At 61.6% G+C, this 19,714-nt stretch carries 15 protein-coding genes and 1 pseudogene; 6 read left to right on the forward strand and 10 right to left on the reverse strand.

Annotated elements, in window-relative coordinates:
- Positions 1 to 280 precede the first annotated feature (280 nt).
- Genes A5784_RS11865 through A5784_RS11875 form a run of 3 tightly spaced genes read left to right on the forward strand, consistent with a single transcriptional unit; the run spans position 281 to position 3,502 of the window.
- Positions 281 to 1,351 (forward strand): alpha/beta hydrolase family protein, encoded by a 1,071-nt coding sequence (locus A5784_RS11865; protein ID WP_064945083.1) that lies wholly within the window; start codon positions 281 to 283, stop codon positions 1,349 to 1,351.
- Positions 1,348 to 2,574 (forward strand): saccharopine dehydrogenase family protein, encoded by a 1,227-nt coding sequence (locus A5784_RS11870; protein ID WP_064945084.1) that lies wholly within the window; start codon positions 1,348 to 1,350, stop codon positions 2,572 to 2,574. Before A5784_RS11865 ends, A5784_RS11870 begins: the two co-directional genes overlap by 4 nt.
- A gap of 46 nt (positions 2,575 to 2,620) precedes the next feature.
- The gene (locus A5784_RS11875; RefSeq protein WP_502687509.1) at positions 2,621 to 3,502 is read left to right on the forward strand and encodes a PaaX family transcriptional regulator C-terminal domain-containing protein; all 882 of its coding nucleotides are present in this window, start codon (positions 2,621 to 2,623) and stop codon (positions 3,500 to 3,502) included.
- 5 nt (positions 3,503 to 3,507) lie between these two features.
- Here the strand turns inward: A5784_RS11875 and A5784_RS11880 are convergent, their stop codons facing one another.
- The 8 genes and pseudogenes from A5784_RS11880 to A5784_RS11910 form a co-directional block, all read right to left on the reverse strand.
- The gene (locus A5784_RS11880) at positions 3,508 to 3,981 is read right to left on the reverse strand and encodes a hypothetical protein (protein ID WP_156750510.1); all 474 of its coding nucleotides are present in this window, start codon (positions 3,979 to 3,981) and stop codon (positions 3,508 to 3,510) included.
- Between the two features lie 208 nt (positions 3,982 to 4,189).
- Positions 4,190 to 4,795 (reverse strand): GrpB family protein, encoded by a 606-nt coding sequence (locus A5784_RS11885; RefSeq protein ID WP_064945086.1) that lies wholly within the window; start codon positions 4,793 to 4,795, stop codon positions 4,190 to 4,192.
- 105 nt (positions 4,796 to 4,900) lie between these two features.
- Positions 4,901 to 5,056, reverse strand: a pseudogene (locus tag A5784_RS38240) (helix-turn-helix domain-containing protein); the annotation flags it as partial.
- A gap of 246 nt (positions 5,057 to 5,302) precedes the next feature.
- Positions 5,303 to 6,106 (reverse strand): carbon-nitrogen hydrolase family protein, encoded by an 804-nt coding sequence (locus tag A5784_RS11890; RefSeq protein WP_082944788.1) that lies wholly within the window; start codon positions 6,104 to 6,106, stop codon positions 5,303 to 5,305.
- Positions 6,103 to 7,785, reverse strand: coding sequence for a flavin monoamine oxidase family protein (locus A5784_RS11895; RefSeq protein ID WP_064945087.1), 1,683 nt, complete (start codon positions 7,783 to 7,785; stop codon positions 6,103 to 6,105). The genes A5784_RS11890 and A5784_RS11895 overlap by 4 nt, the downstream gene beginning before the upstream one ends.
- A 58-nt stretch (positions 7,786 to 7,843) precedes the next feature.
- Positions 7,844 to 9,196 (reverse strand): aldehyde dehydrogenase family protein, encoded by a 1,353-nt coding sequence (locus A5784_RS11900; protein ID WP_064945088.1) that lies wholly within the window; start codon positions 9,194 to 9,196, stop codon positions 7,844 to 7,846.
- A 1-nt stretch (position 9,197) separates the two neighbouring features.
- A complete protein-coding gene (locus A5784_RS11905; protein WP_082944789.1) occupies positions 9,198 to 10,706 on the reverse strand; it encodes a GMC family oxidoreductase in 1,509 nt (502 codons plus the stop codon).
- On the reverse strand, positions 10,690 to 12,276 hold the full coding sequence (locus A5784_RS11910; protein ID WP_064945089.1) for an APC family permease: 1,587 nt from the start codon (positions 12,274 to 12,276) through the stop codon (positions 10,690 to 10,692). The genes A5784_RS11905 and A5784_RS11910 overlap by 17 nt, the downstream gene beginning before the upstream one ends.
- 104 nt (positions 12,277 to 12,380) lie before the next feature.
- Between A5784_RS11910 and A5784_RS11915 the strand changes: the two genes are divergently transcribed.
- A complete protein-coding gene (locus A5784_RS11915) occupies positions 12,381 to 13,172 on the forward strand; it encodes an IclR family transcriptional regulator (RefSeq protein WP_064945090.1) in 792 nt (263 codons plus the stop codon).
- On the opposite strand, the gene A5784_RS37530 is transcribed toward A5784_RS11915, so the two are convergent.
- Entirely contained in the window at positions 13,111 to 13,860 is a 750-nt protein-coding gene (locus A5784_RS37530) for an IclR family transcriptional regulator (protein WP_232006018.1), read from the reverse strand. The two genes, A5784_RS11915 and A5784_RS37530, sit on opposite strands and share 62 nt — an antisense overlap.
- A 604-nt stretch (positions 13,861 to 14,464) precedes the next feature.
- Here A5784_RS37530 and trpS point away from each other — a divergent pair.
- Positions 14,465 to 15,505, forward strand: coding sequence for a tryptophan--tRNA ligase (gene trpS, locus A5784_RS11925; RefSeq protein ID WP_064945092.1), 1,041 nt, complete (start codon positions 14,465 to 14,467; stop codon positions 15,503 to 15,505).
- Between the two features lie 432 nt (positions 15,506 to 15,937).
- Here trpS and A5784_RS38760 read toward each other — a convergent pair whose 3' ends face one another.
- Positions 15,938 to 17,239 (reverse strand): GNAT family N-acetyltransferase, encoded by a 1,302-nt coding sequence (locus A5784_RS38760; RefSeq protein ID WP_197514706.1) that lies wholly within the window; start codon positions 17,237 to 17,239, stop codon positions 15,938 to 15,940.
- A gap of 551 nt (positions 17,240 to 17,790) precedes the next feature.
- Here A5784_RS38760 and A5784_RS11940 point away from each other — a divergent pair.
- Positions 17,791 to 19,713, forward strand: a complete 1,923-nt coding sequence (locus A5784_RS11940; RefSeq protein WP_064945094.1) for a flavin-containing monooxygenase — start codon at positions 17,791 to 17,793, stop codon at positions 19,711 to 19,713.
- The last annotated feature ends 1 nt before the right edge of the window (position 19,714 follow it).

The raw sequence follows: 19,714 nt of genomic DNA on the forward strand, positions 1-19,714 counted from the left end.
CTGCGCGATGCCCCGTCGTTGCGCAAACACCTCGCCCTAGCCCCGGCAATGATGCCTCAAAACACGATCAACAACGCGAGATAATTTGTTGCACACCACTTTACATAGATTTCCGTGCCATCGTTCGGCCAGCAGTTTCGCAATGACCACGGTTGCTAAACGAAATCGGCTACAGAATGTCACCGATCGGTCAGGGCTTCCCATTTGTGCCCCGCCTGACGATCGAGCATTCCGATCACGACCGCTGGCGCGATTCTATCGCACGCGATACGATCGTTTGATGTTCGATAGTTCTAGCCACGCAGAGAAACGCCGCGGCAGAGTGCGCCTGACACTGATCGCACTAGCCTGCGTTCTCGCACTACTGGTGTCAGCGGGCTCATGGGTGCTCTACGTCAACAACTTCGCGATCCGAGAACAGCGTGTGACGATTCCCGGACCGGGACAGCCCCTCGATGGCCTGCTGGCTCTACCCAAGACGGGAAGCGGCCCATTCGGGTTGGTGGTATTCGTACACGGCGACGGCCCCGCCGACGCCACGCGCGACTCGTTCTATCGACCCATATGGGAGTCTCTAGCCCGAGCCGGTTACGCATCGTTGTCGTGGAACAAGCCCGGCATCGACGGCGCTCCGGGCAACTGGTTGGCCCAGAGCATGGCGGATCGCACCGCTGAGGTCACCGCTGCGATCGACTGGGCGCGCAGCCGTCCAGACATCGACCCGCATCGGATCGGCGGTTGGGGCATCAGCCAGGGTGGCTGGGTGCTGCCCGAGGCCGCGGTACAGAGACCGGATATGCAGTTCGTGATTCTGGTTGGGGCTGCGATCAACTGGCTGCGCCAGGGCGAGTACAACCTGCGCGCGGATATGCGGGTCAGAAAGGCGTCTCAGTCCGACCTCACCGAGGCTTTGGCGCGCCGGGACCGGACGAATCAGCTGCTGCGCGACCACGCTAGCTACGAGCAGTACGTGGCAGCCCACATCGACTCGTCGCCGATGTCTGCCGATCGGTGGGGATTTGTTGCGCGCAACTACCTTTCGGACGTCAGTGCTACGCTCCCGCATATCAAGGTTCCCGTGTTGCTCGAACTTGGTGAGGGCGATCTGAACGTCGATGTGGCGGAAACGGAGCGCGTCTATCGCCAGTTGGTACGCCCGGATCTGCTCACGGTCCAGACCTATCCGCACGCGTCGCACAACATCGTCAAGGACGACCTGGACAACAACAGCGTCAGTCTGAAGTCCTATGCGGTGGCCTTGTTCGCGCCACGGCAACTCTATGCGCCTGGATACCTCGACAACCTACGGCAGTACGTCGAACAATTGCCGGCTGGAAAGGAGACACGATGAAGGTCCTCGCACTGGGTGGGCCAGGAGCGATGGGCACCGTCGCCGTTCGCATCGCCGCTCGCATGGCTGGCATAGACGAGATCGTCATCGCGGACCGCGACCGCGCCGCCGCTGACCGGCTGTGCCGGCAGCTCGCGCATACGCCGGTAATGGTTAGCGCTATGGAGGTGGACGTCACAGACAGCGCTGCGCTGCGCGACGCGCTGGAGCCAGCGGATGTTGTCGTGAACACCGTCGGCCCGTACTACCGATTCGGCGTGCCCGTATTGCAAGCGGCAATCGCTGCGGGAACCGACTACATCGATATCTGCGACGACTGGGAACCGACGGTCAAGATGCTTGACCTCGACGAAACCGCGCGTGCCGCAGGGGTTTGCGCGATCATTGGCATGGGAGCGAGTCCAGGCATCAGCAACCTACTCGCGGCGACCGCGGCTGCCGAACTTGATGCAGTACGAGATGCCTACACCGCGTGGCCCGTCGACGTCCCTGGCTCGGGCGGCGAACACCAAGGGGGCGAGGTGCTGTTAGGCCCCGACGGGCGGCCGTCTGCCGCCGCCGTGCATTGGATGCTGCAGAGCAGTGGCAACATCTCCGCGATTCGCGCGGGACAGATGACCTCGCAGCGGCCTTTGCGCCCGATCGAATTGAGACTGCCGGGCGACCGACAGGGCACAGCCTATTCGATCGGTCATCCCGAGCCGATCACCTTGAGGCGCACGCTCGGGCTCAGTGGCGACGCCGTCAATCTGATGGTGCTCAAGCCGCAGACCCTGGCATATTTGGATGTACTGCGTCGGGACATCGACAGTGGCGCGCTAACCCACGAGGAGGCGGCAGCCCAATTCGCGAAGCCGAACTTCTTGCGCTACTTGCGATCTATTCCGCTGTCCCTGCGCTCCAAGGGGCCGGGATCTTTGCCGCCGTTTTTTGCCGCAGTGTCCGGCACGCGCGGCGGGCGCGAACACATGGTTCTGGCCCGGCTCGATCTGTCGGGTTCGGGCCGCGACGCCGACGGGCTGCTCGGTGACATGGCACGTGCGACGGCTATTCCGCTGTCTGTTGGCTTGTCACAGATGATCGATGGCACCGCCCGTCGACCCGGCGTTCATCCACCCGACGCCGTCATCGACGCGCCGCGGTTCTTCGCCGACCTCGACCGTCAACTCGGACGTGCCACCAACTCGCCGCTGGTCATCGTCGAGCAGGATGCCCGTGTCTAAACTGGTGAGCCCCGCCAGTCGTGCAGTGGGCACAAGGAGCTGACCGTTGGACATCGGAGACGACGAACCTACCGCGGTACCCACCCGCACTCTCGTGGAGAGCATGCTGCGTGACGACGCGACGATCGACGCCGGCGCACTATACGACGTCGCCAACGCACTCGGGATGACCGACCAGCAGGTACGTCTATGCCTCAAGCGGCTGGTGGCCGACGGTCAGTTCATCATGGAAGGCCGTGGCCGCAAAGCCATTCTTCATGCAACCAACAAAGTGCGCAGCGCCATCACACCCGACCTCGACTATGTGCGATTCATGTATGCGCAGGACCGTGGCGGCGCTCCATGGGACGGACGATGGCACTTGGTGGCGTTCGCGGTCCCAGAGCCGGTCCGGGCGGCACGCGATGCCATGCGTGACGCCATCGTGCGTCTTGGCGGCGCGCCGATACAAGGTGGGTTGTACGTCTCCCCGAACCCATGGGAGGACAGGATTGCCTCGGCAGCATCGGAATTGGCGATTGCCGATCACATCACCACATTGACGACGATCGATCTGTCCGTTGGCGGCATAGACGAGCCGCGTGCGCTCGCCAACCGCCTCTGGCCGCTGGAGGAGATCGCTGAACGCCATCGACGACTGCTGACCTTCGGTGAACATTCACTGCGGGCGTTGCGGAATGCGTCGACAACCGACTATTTAACCATCGCGATCGAACTCGCCGCGGAGTTCACTCGCGCGGTCGAGCCCGATCCGCTACTGCCGCCGGAGCTGCTTCCGCAGCCATGGATCGGTGCGGCAGCGCGCTCGACGGTAGCTGCTTGCTGGGCGCGTTTACTCAAAGTCGAGCTACCACAACGAATTAGACTGTTCGAGTGGTACGCCGATGTGATGGCGGAGGTAGCCTCGCCGGCGTCAGCACGTTCCTGATCCGGCTACCTGTCGGCTATTTCCGATCGGATCAAGCGCGCAAGCGACACAGCGCCGGCAATCGCCCCGAGTGCGGTCAGAAGGAACCAGAACCAACGCCATGATGATGGCAACGGCACAAGAATAAAGATCATCATCAGCCAGATGATCGCGGCCAGACGGAGTTGACGCTCGTCCCGAATATGCTGGCGCAGTTGAGTTTCCCGATGACATCCCGCTGCCTGGCTACGCTCGCGCAACCCGCCCACGACGACCAGGCGCCACGTGTGAATACTGGCGACGGCCGATCCCACCATGAACAGCAGACCCACAAGCTGTACCCAGATCGGAGGATCACCTGCACTGGGATAGGAGCACGGCAGCGTCACCAGGGCCAACACCACAGCCGCCAGCCCTTGGGCAAAGACAAGCCGTCGCGCCGGCCGTAGGCGGCGCAGAGTATCAAAGCGGTTATGTTCGGTCACTCGATAATTCGGCATCGAACCACCAATTGTAGGGGCCTCTACTCAACCGCGTGCTGTTTCTGCGACCGGGATCCCGCAAAGTCCGTAGACAGCAGTATTCGCCAGGCTTTAATGCCGCAGAACCGTTCACCCTCAAGCTCACTTCTGCAGAACGCCAATTGCTGCGATGCCGACTCCAAGTCGCGCACGCCGATTACAGCTACGTTCCCGTTGTCAACAGCGGCTACTCACTGAGCCCAGCTTGACGAAAAGCGCGCCCGTAGATCTGGCGTATCACGGCCTGCTTGCGATGGTTGTACTCCATGACCGTCTCGCCGCGTTCATTCGCGTTCTGTGACGCGGTCAACTTCATCGCGGCGTACACCTCGCGGTCCCGCTCGTCCCGGCGAAGATGGTCACGAAAAATCCGGTGCTTCCACGGCTCCGGTGCGTCAGGCCCAAAGACGTGAACGTTGGCATCCGGGGCGCTGCACTTGACCAGGCGATGTTCGTACCACCATGGCTCCCGCACCGTGAGGATGAACCCTACGCGTATCAATGCAGGCAGCCAGTCGTTCTCTCTCGCCGGATCCGCGACGATCAGGTCGATATCGATGACCGGCTTCGCCGGAAGGCCAGGCACCGACGTCGATCCAATGTGGAGGACGTCGAGCGCGCGCGGACCCAGCGCCCTAGAAATACGGTCGGCTATGTCGGCGAATGCGTCGGGCCACGAACCGTCTGAATCGACGACGGCAATGGCACTGCTCTCCGGGGCAACGACCCACGGTGACTGTCCGGGTGGGGGACCGTCATCGATGAATGAGGTGATCTCTTCGACAGTGGGCATCGGGCCTGATCTTACCCGGCGGTTGACCGGGATATGGCGGTGAGTAGCTGTTGCGGTCGATGAATTGCATTCCAAATCAGGATGATTCAACCTAGGCAGACCAACGCAGTCGCATCCGTCAGTGCTGCGGCCCTTCCGGTGGCGCATCGTGTGACGGTGTACCCCAAGTTCTGTTGTCGCCATCTCCAGTTGGCCGTTGCAGGCGAGAAACGCTCTAAGGGTCGTCAAGAGCGTGGGATCGGTGCCCTCGACAAGTAATGGTCGACGCCGCAGCCCATCAGGAGCGGTCCACCATCAGCGACGAATACAGCGCCGCTGTCTCGCTGAGCTGAGAACGTCTGAGGGAGACCCGATTGCCTTGGTTCACGGGCCTTTCATGCAAATAACCTGGTCACCAACGTGTCGGCGACTCACCGCGGTGGACTGGCCGGAGGCCTACCTCAGCCCTCATCTTGGAGACGTGAACTGCGTTCTCCGTCTAGCCACGACACAAAGACCGGACAAGTCCTAGAAAGCGGACGCAGTCGACTCAGCACAATCATCGAGAAAACAGTGCTTTGACCGCGACGCCCGGATGACCTCCCGGTCGATCTCCGCGAACAGGAGATCTGGGCCGTCGCCGGCGCTGGCCAAGCGGACGCCGTTCGGATCAGCAATGGTACTGCGCCCGCAGTATGCCAGCCCGTCCTGATCACCGCAGTAATTGGCGTAAGCCACATACATCTGATTCTCATAAGACCTTGCGGGAACGATGATTTCCGAAACTGATCTGAACGGTTCCATGTTCGCGGTCGGTACTACGACGATGTCTGCCCCGGCCTGCGCCGCCGCTCGCGTGTTCTCCGGAAACTCGACGTCGTAGCAGATGAGCACGCCGACGGTGATGCCGTTCACCCGTACCAACGGAGTCTGACGGTCTGCGGGGCTGAACACCTTCTTCTCGGCGGCACCGAAAAGATGCGACTTGCGATAGTTCAACACCGCCTGCCCGCGTGGATCGCAGATCACGGCGGAGTTGTAGATCTTTCCTCCGTCGCCTAATTCCGGGTATCCAACGCAAACATGAACCGAAGCGTCGCGCGCCACCTGCCGAATGAACGCGATCGCCGGCCCGTCGACAGGCTCGGCGAGGCTCCTGACGTCCCGTTCGCCGATGTTGTATCCGGTGACGTACATCTCCGGGAACACCACAAGTTCGGCGCCGCAAATGGCCGCCGTTCGAACAGTCTCGACGAGACGAGCCAGGTTGGCCTGGACGTCAGCGCCTATCGACGGGCACTGCACCACAGCCAGCCTCAGGCGTCCCGTCATTCGGGCAGTCTCATCGGGCCGAGCTCGGCGAACACGTCACCGGGTCCCGGGTTACCAATGCTGGAACTGCCGCCGAAGTGAGTCATGATGCCCCACACAGCGTTGAGCGCTGTCTGCACGGCGCCCTCCGCCCACGCCGGTGTCCACGAGACGTCGTCGCCGGCCAAGAAGATGCCCTTGTGCTCGGGTTCGTGGGTTTCCTGCAAGAAGTGTGAGTACATCCGGTGGTTGTATCGGTAGTGGCCAGGAAGGGCGCCTTTGAACGCGCCGAGGAAGTTGCGGTCTGCCTCCCAAGAAACTGAGATTGGCTCGCCAACGATGTGCTGGTTGATATCGACGTTCGGGTAGATGCTCTTCAGAGCGTTGATCGCCAGCTGCGCCCGATCCTGCGCTGAGTATGGAAGCATCTTCATGGCATCACTCATCCAGGCGTATGTCAGGCACACAACGCCTGGCGAGTCGTTGCCGTTGTCGAAAAAGTAAGTGCCTCTTGTCATTCGGTCGGTCAAAGTCATGCTCATCGCGTGCCGACCGGTAACCGGGTCGATGTCCTTCCAGAACGGGCGATCGACCATTACAAACGTCTTGGAGGACTGCATGTAGCGCGTGCGATCCAGCGCTGTCCACACCTTCTGGGAGAAGAGCGTTTCATCGCAATCGATTTCGGTGGTCAGCAACCAAGACTGGCACGTCGCCAGCGCCGCCGGATAAGTCCGTGTTACGCCCCACTGGTCGGTGACCTCGATGTCTCCGTCGGCACCACGTGCAATACGTTTGACTCTCGAGCGTGGCACTCCTCCGTTCAGTTTGGCGAGCGTGGTGCCGGCGGGCCAATGCCGCAGCCGATCTGGCGCATGGGTCCAGAGTCCGCGCGGAATCTGCTCAGCGCCACCGACAATCAGGTGCTGGTCCTCGTCACAGTTCGTCATCACGACCCGCAGAATCTCCAGCATCGAGTTCGGAAAATCCGAGTCCCACCCTCCGGTGCCGAACCCCACCTGACCGAACAGCTCGCGGTGATGAAACGACAGCTTCGAGAAAGCCCTCGAGCTGGCGACAAAGTCGTAGAACGTGCGATCGTCCCACTCAGCGACGAGATCATCCCAGAGAGACTTCACTGCCTTCGCGTCGCGTGCCCGGATTGCTTCTTGCACCGCGGTGAAATTCACTTCTTCGAGCGCCTCGGCCCAAGCTTGGGCAACCTCTTGAAAAATCTGTGGTAGCTCGCCGAGTTCGCGCGCGTGATGTGTTGCGCCTTCGATGTCGATCACGGTGCTACCGGCCGAGGGTGTCAGTGGGTTGGGGAATGGTCTGGTACTCAATCCCAACATCCTGCTGTAGTGGAAGAAGGCGAACGACGAGGCAGGAAAGCGCATTCCTCCCAATTCGGCGACGACGTCACTGGGTGCACCGTCGAAACGTTCCGACCGCAGTCGGCCTCCGATCCTCGACGACTCGTAGAGGACCGGACGTAGCCCGAGTTTCATGAGTTCATAGGCAGCCACCATGCCCGCGATTCCCGCGCCGATGATCGCAACTTCTTGTCCGAGCGCTGCTTCAGGTACTACTCCAAGTCCGTCAGGATGGCTGATCCATTTGTCGAACTCAAATGGAAAGTCCGGCCCGAAGACGGACACTGGCGCAGTTCTGTTTTCGGCACCGGGAAGAACGCTTGTCATTTCAGTACATTCCTTGTGTAACGACGTGTTGCTTGTGCTGTTGCTGCGCGATCGGCGCTCAACCCGCGCTGGACATGATGTGCTTAAGGCGCGAGTAGTTCTCGAGCGCCGCGGGCGATAGATCCTTTCCGTAGCCTGAGGACTTGAATCCGCCGAAGGGCATTTCGGTGGCGTAGGAGCCGTGGGTGTTGATCCATACGGTGCCAGCCTCGATACGGCTCGCGAGAGCTACGGCAGTGTTGTGGTCATTCGTCCAGATCGAGGCGGCCAAACCGTATTCCGTGCCATTGGCCAGCGTTACAGCTTCATCGACGTCCTCAAAGCCTTGGACGGTGACCACCGGGCCGAAGATCTCCTCCTCGACAACCTCGTCGCTCTGGGTCACTCCTGCGATCACAGTCGGTTCGACATACAAACCCGGCTTTGCCACCCGGTGTCCACCGCACGCGATGTGTGCATGTTCCGGTAGACGGCTAAAGAACCCCATTACTCTGTCAAGGTGCTCAGGGGTCGCCAGCGGGCCCACTTCCACGGCCGCAAACTCCTTCACCAGCAGTGACACAAACTGGTCGAGTACCGGGGCAGCGACAAGCAACCGCGTTGCAGCGGTGCAGTCTTGGCCTGCGTTAAAGAGCGAGGCTTCGGCGATGTTCCGCGCGACGGCGGCGATGTCTACGTCGTCCATGACGACGACAGCACAGTTGCCACCAAGCTCCAGGTGCAGAACCTTAAGGCCGGCGGCGCGTGTGATCTCCCAGCCAGCGCGCACGCTGCCGGTCAGCGAGATCAGCGCGGGCACCCGATGCGCCACCATGTATTCGCCAGTCTCACGGCCACCGAACACCGCGTTGACAACGCCTTCAGGGAGAGTTTCGTTCGCGATCGCGACCAACTCACGGACACTGCACGGCGTAGGTGCCGCCGGCTTGAGAACCGAGGTATTGCCAACGGCCAGTGCCGGTGCAAGCTTCGAGATCGCGGCCGCCAGCGGGTAGTTCCACGGAAGAATCTGGGCGCAGACGCCCAGCGGCTCCCGCGTCGCCTGCGAGCTGGTGCCGGCGACGTATCGGCCGGCGATCGGGCCCTGCATTGCACGTTGAGCGCCTGCCATGAAACGCATTTCGTCCAGTGCACCGGCAAGCTCGTCTCGAACTTGGTCACTCGTCTTGCCGGTATTGCGCTGTTCGATATCGATCAGTTGGTCGGCCTGAGATTCGATGGCGTCGGCGAACTTGAGCAGTACTGCGTGCCGTTCTCCCGGGGTGATTTGACGCCAGCGGCGCCAAGCCTGCTCAGCCGCGCGAAAGGCAGCGTCGATGTCTGATCGAGTTGTGTCTGGCTGGAATTCGTAAACCTCACCGGTGCAAGGATTGACAATCTTGGTTCCAGACGTTGTCGTAGCGGTGCTCATATCAGTTCTCCTCCAGCAGCAAGCTAGCGATACGTTCGCCGACTACGGTCGTCGGCAAGGCGGTTGTTCCTCGCGGAATGTCCGGGAAGATGGATGCGTCGGCGACATAGAGGTTTTCGATTCCATGTACCGCGCCTCGGTGATCGACGACCCCACCGGCTGCGGGGTCGCCCATCATGCAGGTGCCCACCGGGTGCCAGTAGTGCCGATGGTTCGATGCGATCCAGTCGGTCTCGGACCCGCAGATTGGGTTGAGCCGCGCTCCCAGATAGGCCGCGAAAGTCGATGTCCGGTCTTCGAGAAGTTGGTGAACCCAGTGCAGGCCGTCGCGCACAGCGTTCATATCCCGGGGATCGCTGAAATAGCCGTGGTTGACGTTGGCGCGCAGTGTGTTGCCTTCCTTCTGAAGCTTGAGATATCCGCGCGAGTGTGGCTTCACCACGCCGATCGGTATCACACAGCGCCAGCCATGGGCGGCCGAAGGATCACGTTCGGTCCATGGGTAGATATGCAGGTCAAATGGAGCGTCACCGGCTTCTGATGATTTCAGCTTGGCGATTGCCTGTTCGTCGGGCAACCATTGGCTCTGTTCGAATTGACTTAGGGCGCGACCCAACTCGGCCGTGCCGGCGAATTCGAGCTGTAGCGATGGGTGATCTTGCAGGCCATTGCCGACCCCTGGTAGCTCGCATTGCACTGGGATCTCGATTCGGGCGAGGTCGTCGGCGGGCCCGATGCCGGATTTCAGGAGCAGTTCTGGGCTACCGTAGGCTCCGGCGCTGACCACGACCAGATCGGCCTCCACGACTGTGGGTCGCGACCCATCGTTCTGGATGAGGACACCAACTGCACGACCGTGGTCAATGCACACGCTGAGAACATCGACGTCTCCGCGTACCGTCAGCTTTCCCGAGTGACGGAGTCCATCGAGGTACGCGAATGCCGCGTTGTACCTGGTGCCATCATCTGTGATGCTGACCGGTGCGTATCCGACTCCTGCACCGCCCTGCAATGAGACAAAATCGTTGCGCACTCCTAATCCATGGTCTGCGGCTGCGGCGACGAATGCGGTCTGGAACGGCTGAATCTGCTCGTCACGGTAATCGCGCAGGTTCATCGCCTTGCCCGCCCGTTCAAACAGCGGAGCCAAGTCTGACGAACTCCACCCTACGAGTCCAGTTGCGGCCCAACGGTCATAGTCGCCTCCCCACCCCACGTTTTGTGTGGCGCCGTTGTGAGTCGAGCATCCACCGATCGCCCGGCATCGCTCGAACTCCAGTGTCTGCCCGCCTGCGCCCTTTCCTGAGTATCCCCAGTCGTGCGAGGTGGGAATCGTTGCTGCTGAGAGCAAGTCGGGTGGCCAGTGTTCCGACGTGGCGTGCCCGTAGTCTGGACCGGCCTCTAGCACAAGCACCGTGCGGCCACTAGCGGCCAGCCGCGCTGCCATGACGCAGCCCGCTGTTCCTCCGCCGACAACGACGACATCAAATCTATCACGCACCTTGTGCACCAACGCTTTTCTCTTCTTCCACAACTTCCGAGCAACGACGCGTCGACTCGGGGGTATTTGCACTGGGCGCGGCCGATCGTCGGCCGGCCGAACCGAATATGTAAAGGCAGATAGCCCCGGCCAACACAGCGCCCATTGGAATAAGTTGACTCAACGTGTATCCCGTTCTGTCTCCATCAAACCCGCTCGGGAGCAACATATTTGAGTCAACGCTGGGGTCAAACCAGGTCACCCCGATGCCTGGCCACAAGAGCGACGCGACGGTGAAGAGCATCGTCCCGACGGTCAGAATAGTCACGACCCATCCGCCAGTCCGGCCGCCTATCACTCTGAATGGGCGTCTGGTGTCGGGGTACTTGATGCGCAGTCGCATGAACGACGAGAACGTGAGGATGTACGAGATCGCGGTGGCCGAGACGACCAGGCCAATGGCCGCCGAAAAGTACTTCTCGGCATTGCCGTTGGCGAACACCATGGCTGCGGCCATGACGATGGTCGAGATCGCGGCCGATAGGAGGTTAACTCGTGTGGGCGAGCCATTGCGCGAGAATGTGCCAAGCCACGCGGGTCCTGCGCCGTCGGTGAACGCCACCGCCTGAGCGCGGCTGACTCCCATTGCCCACGCGGTCCCGCTCGTGAACAGACCGATGATCAGCCCGACAGCGGCAACCTGTGCAGCCGCTCGTCCAAATCCCCACAGCTCCGCGGTACCGTCGGGCGCGATCCTGCCCCCGTACACGGTGAAGACAGCGCGGCAGGCGTCGACAAAACCGGTGACCGTGCCGAGCTGATTCTTGGGCAACACCAGGAGAATTCCCACAACCGGGATCCCGTACAGCAGGGTGGCGGTCACGCCGCCACGGAGCACCGATAACGGTACGTCTTTCTGCGGATTGACCATTTCCTCGGCGGCGTTGGAGGGAACCTCGAACCCCAGGAAGTTGAAGACAATTACCGGCACGACCGCGACGAAACCTGCATAAGTCCACGAGAAATCGCTGGCATGAATCGGCTGAATACCGTTCTTGCATGCGTATACGACTACAGATGCAATGAACAGGGTCAGCAAGACGATGCGCGCCGCGGCGCCTACCAGGTAAATCCACCGTCCGAAACGGACACTCGCACTGATGACGAAAGCCGATCCCCAGACGAAAGCCGCGGCGGCCAGCCATCGCCACATTCCCGTCAGCGGAAAGAAGAACTCATTGAAGGTGACGACCGCGACGATGCACAGGGTGCCGCCGATCCAGACTGGGTTTGAGATCCAGTAGAAGAACTGGTTGATCCCGGCAGCGAACCTTCCGAATGCCATCCTCGTCCAGACATATGGACCGCCCTCCTGTGGAAACGCTGAGCCTAGTTCCGCAGTTAACAGTCCGTAGGGCACGAAGAAGACCAATGCAACTAGTGCCATCCACAAAAGACCCTGTGGCCCATAGGCACTGACGGCGCCAAGGGTGTCCACACCTACTAGCGCGCAAAGCAGGACTGCAAAGACGTCCAGCCGCCGAAGGCTGGCGGGTAAGTGTGTCGAGTCCGCCCTGGCTGCCTGTTGGTCGGTTGTCATCAATCCTCCGTGTGCCGTGGATCACTTGGTGGGACACAGTGTGGCTGTCTGCGTTCATCATTGTCAAGATATGTTGCGTATTACGAACGCGCTATGCTTCTCGCATGGCGACAACGGTCGACAAGGGGCTCTTGCTGCTGCAGGCGCTCGCCGATGCCGAGACCAACTCCGGCGGACCTGTGACGAACATTCGTCTTGCAGAACGACTGCACCTTGATCAGGCCCAGGTTTCACGAATTCTCAACGCTCTCGCCGCCGGCGGCCTAGTGGAGCGCGAACCGGACTCTCGTGGATACCGCGTGGGCCCTGCACTTTTCGGCATGGGAGCCATCGCCGGCCACGCCGAAGCGCTGAAACAGGTTCGACCAATATTGCGCGGATTGCTTCGCACCTGGCATGAACCCGCGTGGTTGTCCGTTCTTTCGCGGAGCCAGGTACTCACCGTCCTGGCAGAACCAAGCCAATGGTTTGCCTACTTCCCCGTGCAGGCGGGCGCACTCACGCCGGTCTGGTGCAGCGGGCCCGGTCGTGCACTTACCCAAGGTTTTTCACGAGACGAGCTCGCGTTCTTGCTCAAGGACGAGCTATTCGTCGGCGGGGGCCCGGGCGCGGTTCGCAATCCGCTGGAACTTTACGAACGAAATGCGGAGTCAAACCTACAAGACGCAGTCGTCGCCGACAGCGAGTTTGAGCACGATGTGGTCGAGTTTTCCGCTCGGGCAGTGTGCGATCAGCTCGGCGCAACAGTCGCCGTGAGCATTGCGATTCCGCGCTATCGGATTGCCGGCCGAACCTCTTCCATGGCCGAGTCAGTGAGCAAAGCGGCGGAACGTATCACGTCGATTCTGTTGGATTCCAACCCAATCGGACCGACAGGCGATCGGCTAGCGACTTAATTGTCGGTCCGTGCGCTGCCTCGTGGCCTCTGAGCCTGTCGGATGGTCCCTGAATGTGCAACGCACAGCGGACTGCGCCTGTGAAATCTCTGACTGGAGCAGCGACCGCGTAAACCCCGAGCTGCGACTCGCCATCAACCACCGAATAGCCGACTTCGCGGGCATTCTGAAGCCGACGGTAGAAGTCGTCCGTCGAGGTCGGCGTTGTCGGTGAGAAGGACACAAATTGTGTGTCTCTGAAGATGAGCTCGATCTCATCGCGCGCGCAGTCCCAGAGCAACGCTTGCCCGGCATCGTCGCAATAGAGGGGAAAGGAACGGCCAACCCACGACACGCCCGAAACCAACCTTTCAAGCACTGCAACTGAACTGTCGCCGCGTACCTCGGCGATGAACGCGCTCTCCCCGGTAGCGCGAACCGTCTCCTCGACTGCCTCGGTCCCGAAGGTTCGCAATCGGGCCGCCGCTATTCCGGCCGATATCCCGAACATTCTGACGCTGGGGGTATATCGGCGGTCGGCGTCACGCTCGAGAAACTCTGCTGCTTCAAGGCTATGGAGGGTCCGAGCAATCTGCACGCGATCACGCTGCAGTTGGTCCGCCACCATTGTGGCCGTTAACGGCACCGGTGAATCCACCACGGCACGCAGAACATCAAGTGCCCGCACAAGGCTCTTGACCTCAACCACGAGGGTACACGGTACCGGATCGATCGCCCGATCCGCCCGACCATGCAACACAGGCGACAGCGCCCGCCGTCACGTATTCCTCATGAACCCGCTGCCATCGTCTCCGCCGGTGTGGAGATCACAACGGCGACCGAGTCGAGGACGTGGTTTCAGAATGGCGGTGCAAGCGGCCACACAGAAAGGACACGTCGTCGATGAACTTCTGCGCCTGGTATCCGGAAACGTCGCACGCGGCGTGAACTGCCGCGCGTTCGTTCCAGTTGGCGCGATTTGCCTCGAGCCATCGCTGCGACAACTGATCTGGTGCCATTCTGCTTCCTTTCCTTGCGGGCAAGATGCGGCCGGAAAACTCCCGAACTGCGACTCAACTCCTTCGCCTCGGCGTTCCAGTCACCGCGAGGCCTAGTTGTTGCGGGGCATGAGGTTGGTGACGTGTCAGGGTCGCGCCGTGGTTGCTATCGTTGCCGGGTGATCGATATTCGACAGGCATGGTGGTGGCTGCTCCAGCAGCCCGTCTAACCATGTCCGCGGGCTGTACGCAGCCCGCATGTCATCTGACCTGAACGAGGTTCGTACAGCCCCTTGACCATCCAGGAGCTGTACGTTGAATACCTTCTCTGCCACCGTCGAGCGCAGCGACACGTTGCGTGCCGCAGTCACGGAGCACCCGGACCGGTACCGCATCCTCACCGGCGAACGCCCCACCGGCCCTCTGCATTTGGGTCACTACTTCGGGACCATCTCCGAGCGGGCTCGGCTGCACGGTCTGGGTGTGGACACGTTCATAATCCTCGCCGACTACCAAGTCATCACCGACCGCGACGCGATCGGTCAGGTCCGGGAGAACGTCTACAGCGCCGTGCTGGACTATCTGGCTGCCGGCATTGACCCCGACCGGGCGACCATTTTCACGCACTCGTCGGTCCCGGCCCTAAACCAGCTCCTGGTGCCGTTCCTGAGCCTGGTGACCGAGGCCGAACTCCACCGCAATCCCACGGTCAAAGCAGAGCATGTCGCATCGGGCCGCGCTCTGAGCGGACTGATGCTGACCTACCCGGTCCACCAGGCTGCCGACATTCTGTTCTGCAAGGGCAACCTCGTCCCCGTCGGAAAGGACAACCTGCCGCACGTCGAGCTGACCCGGGTGATCGCGCGGCGTTTCAACGAACGCTACGGTGCGGTATTCGCCGAGCCCCAGGCGCTGCTCACCTCTGCACCGGAAGTTCCCGGTCTCGACGGGCGAAAGATGTCCAAGAGCTATGGCAACGCGATATCACTGTCGATGACCGCCGACGAAACAGCGGCCCTGATCCGCCGAGCCCCGACGGACTCACAGCGACTCATCACCTTTGATCCGGTCAATCGTCCCGGCGTGTCCGCGCTGCTGACCACCGCCGCTTTGTGTTCCGGCCGCGATGAACGAGACCTGGCCGATGTCATCGGCGACGCCGGAGCCGGGGCATTGAAGAAGCTCACCACCGACTCAGTCAACGAGTTCCTTGCCCCACATCGTCGACGACGCACCGACTTCGCGCGCGACCCTGAATTCGTGCGCGGTGTTCTGCGGAGCGGGAACCGCCGCGCCAACGAGGAGGCAACCCGAACCCTCGACGAAGTGCACACTGCAATGGGAACCGCGTACTGATGCTTGCCGCACGGATACGTGCTTTCATACTCGCCCAAGGTCGCCTCGATGACGCACCGAAATGCGCCGTTGTCCGTCGAGGGCCGTCGCCGACTCAGCCGAGGCACTCGATGAGGCAATGCTGGTCTTGACAGGCGCGCCGCTGCACAACCATTCGTGAGGAGCCAGCAGTCCTCAGCAGATAGCCCCCCGTCACGAGCGAGAACCGCTGAGACAGCGGAACGCGGTACGGCGCAGCACCAGCAACCGCTCTCACAAGGTGAGTCGACGAGACGATAACTGTCAACTACGGCTTTGCGTTTGACGCGGACTAGGACCGCCTCAACGACCATCAACCGATCGCCACAAGGGTTACCAGCGATCCTCTATCGCAGCCTGAAGCTCAGCGACATAACTATCACGGTGCGGACCGCAGTGCGGGGATAACGACAGTCAGTCACGGCCCGGCGGCTTGAAGCTGAACCGATGCATACCGTCCTCGATACCAGCCGGATTCCAGCCGATCGCGGAGAAAAATGCTTGAGCCGCGTGGTTGTCAGGATCGACGAACGCCACCCAGCGCGTTGCCGGTGGATGCCCATGCCATTCCAGTACCGACTTCAGCGCCCGCTGTCCGATACCGGTTCGTCTCGTCCATGGGCATACCGCTAGATCCGTGATCCCGTGCTCGAAGCCGGCGGGATCCCACGCACAGCCAACCAGTGCGACTGGCGTGCCGGACACGCTTTCCACAACCAGCTGCACGCCCTCGCGATCTGACAGGACATGCTCCAACCACTCTTCGTCGAGCGGACCAAGGCGCTGATCGAGTTCCACATCGCGGAACCACTGTTCGACCCACTGCCAATCTCGTCGCGTCATTTCGCGCGCACGCAGCGGAGCATTGCCGGCCGATCCAAACTGGCCCAGGTAGCTGCTCAGCGTGCCGTCCTCAAGCGCCTCGTCCAATCCGATCTCGAACCGGGGATAATCGGGGTCTGGCGACCAGGCACTGTGGTCATGCAACAACGAGACCGTGCCCATCACCAGACGCTCGGCCGCCACCGCGACATCGGCCACTGCGGAGGGGCCGCCGGAGAGACCGAGGCAAAGTAGCAGATCCTCGCGATAGCCTTGTGGCGCAACCGGAAATGCCAGTGCCGCATCGATCGCCGCACGAGCGCTGACAACGGGTTCGGCGGGATAGCCGGGATTCACGACCGCCAGCACCGAGGGAGATAGACGCGCTGCAACCTGCGCAGCCGATCGCACGCCCAGCTCGTCGCCGGCCGTCAAGGCGTTGCGAACCTTGCCGAGGTCGGAGAAGAAATCTTCGAGCTCAGGCTGAGCGGCCGGATGACGAACATCCGTGCCGCGTAGCCGCGCCGCGTCCTCGTCGACTGCAGCCCAGATCAATCTGAACACTTCGTACGCGGCGAAGCCCATTGCCCAGTCAACGGGCTCCCCTGCCTCTTCCCACCACTCATCCCACGGACGAACCGCGACCGAGATATGTCGTAGCCGACCGTGTTCTTCGTCGAACCATGCGAGGTACCGACTGACTTCAATTCCATCAATGAGGACATCGAGATCTACGTCGCTGTACGGACCGGAGTCGCCGCGTACGTAGCTGCCTTTCAGAAGAATCGCACGCGCGCCGGGATATTCGTGGCGGACCCTTACCGTCGCACGCTCAAGGACTGTATCGATGTCCTTTTCCGCCCCGAGGTATTCGGGCCAGGACACTGCAGGCATGCATGAACTCCTAATCGATTGTCAGCGACGGCGGAAAATCCTCCCGTTGCAACCCGTTGCGGCGCGTCAGCGGGTTGATCGCTTGAATCCGTTGTAGCACAGCTGCGGACGTTCCGAGACCAGCGCCAAAGCCAGCATCTCCAATCCACCACAATTCTGTGTGGTCGGGACACCGTCGAAGCAGTTGACTATTGAGGGCGAGCTAGTTTGACAACGGGGGGCTGTTCATTGGTCCAGAACGTCACGTAATCCCCTGGCATGATAATCAAACGGCAGTTGCTGGCGGCGCCATAGTCGTCGAGTGAATCGTAGCGGTCGATCGGGACATATACCGGGCAGCGGGCCGTAGATTTCCGCATCCGATTGTGCCTGTTGAATGAGCGCCGGAAGTCGAATTCTCCGCCCGAGCCGAGCGACCTACGTTGCTTTCCACGCTGTCATTTACGGCATCGTATGACTAATCAAAATGCAAAATGACACACCGGAATGCAACCTACATGACAAGCACTACCCCTTGTCCCATAACGCTACGGGCAGTAGCGTAACTCGCCGTGACGCGAAGCTTCCATGCCGGCCTGCCGTTCACCACGTCGACAGCAGACATCGAGGCGGCACTGAAAGACGTCAGCATTCCGACCTTGCTGCTGTCACTGGTGCACCTCACCGGCGATCCGCGCTACATCCGCGACTTCAAACAGGCCGGCCTGTTCCTCAACGAAGTCCAGGGCTTCATGAGTGAAGAAGACAAGGCCCGAGCCCGCGCCGAGGCGCTGCCGGTGATCACCGACTACCGCGACCTGGGCTGCCCCGTCCCCGATCCGCTGCCCGATGACCTGGTCCGGGAAATGCTCGACTGGGCGGCCTGCGAGCCGGTCGACGCCGACAACCTGCCGCTGGTCCTGGAAGAACTCGATCTGCAGGGCACCGATCCGAGGCGGCCTGTCCCCGTGGATCCGGCGCAGGCCAAGGACTTTCACGTCATCGTCATCGGCTGCGGGGAATCGGGTGTGCTGGCCGGGGTCCGACTCAAGCAGGCCGGCCTGCCGTTCACCATCGTGGAGAAGAACGCAGGTCCCGGCGGAACCTGGTGGGAGAACAGCTATCCCGGTGCCCGGGTGGACGTCGCCAACCACTTCTACTGTTACAGCTTCGAACCGAGCAACCACTGGGATCACTTCTTCGCGGAACAACCGGAGCTGCGCCGGTACTTCGAAGATGTGGTGCAGCGCCACGGGCTCGAGCCGCATATCCGGTGGAACACCGAGGTGGTGTCCGCCGCATGGGACGGCGAGACCTGGAATGTCACCGTGCGTACGGCCGACGGCACCGAGACGCTGAACGCCAACGCCGTGATCACCGCGGTCGGCCAGCTGAACCGGCCGTACATGCCTGAATTCCCGGGCGCCGCAACGTTTGCCGGCCCGTCGTTTCATTCCGCGGCGTGGGACCACGATGTCGATGTCACCGGCAAACGGGTCGCGCTGATCGGGGCCGGCGCGAGCGGCTTCCAGATCGCTCCGGCCATCGCCGACAAGGTCGCCCAGCTGACGGTGTTCCAGCGCACGGCGCAATGGATGTTCCCCAATCCGATGTACCACGAACCGGTGAGCGACGGAGTCCGGTGGGCCATGGAACACTTGCCGTATTACGGCCGCTGGTACCGCTTTCTGCTGATGTGGCCCGGGGCGGACAAGGGTCTGGACGCCGCGCGGGTCGACCCGGACTACGCGGACCAGGACAACGCGGTGAGCGACATCAACGCCATCGCCCGGGTGATGTTCACCGACTGGATCACCACCCAAGTCGGCGATGACCCCGATCTGCTCGCCAAGGTGCTGCCCGACTATCCGGCCACCGGCAAGCGCACCCTGCAGGACAACGGCAGCTGGCTGGGCACCCTCAAACGCGACAATGTCGAACTCGTCCGCACCCCGATCGAGAAGATCACGCCGCGCGGCGTCGTCACCACCGACGGAGCTGCGTATGACGCCGATATCATCGTGTACGCCACCGGGTTTCGAGCTACCGAGGTGCTGTTCCCCATGACGATCACGGGTCGCGACGGTATCGACCTGCACGAGATCTGGGGTCAGCGTCCCTACGCCTACCGCGGTATCACGGTTCCCGGCTTTCCCAACTTCTTCATGACGTACGGGCCGGGTACGCACCTCGCCCATGGCGGCAGCCTGATCCTCAACTCCGAGCTGCAGATGCACTACATCGACCAGTGCCTGGCCCATCTGATCAACAGCGGCGTGCGGGCCATGGAGCCGTTGCCCGAACCCACCCGCGCCTGGCACGAGCGGTCGCAGCAGGCCATCCGGCGGACCGTGTGGGCGCATCCGTCGATCAAGCATTCGTATTTCAAGAACGCCGACGGCGAGATCCACACCGTGAGCCCCTGGCGCCTCAGCGAATACCGTTGCGCCATCGACGAACCCGTGTGGTCGGACTTCAAGTTTCAGGAGGCGTGAG

The sequence above is a fragment of the Mycobacterium sp. 852013-50091_SCH5140682 genome (assembly GCF_001665685.1).
Taxonomy (GTDB): domain Bacteria; phylum Actinomycetota; class Actinomycetes; order Mycobacteriales; family Mycobacteriaceae; genus Mycobacterium.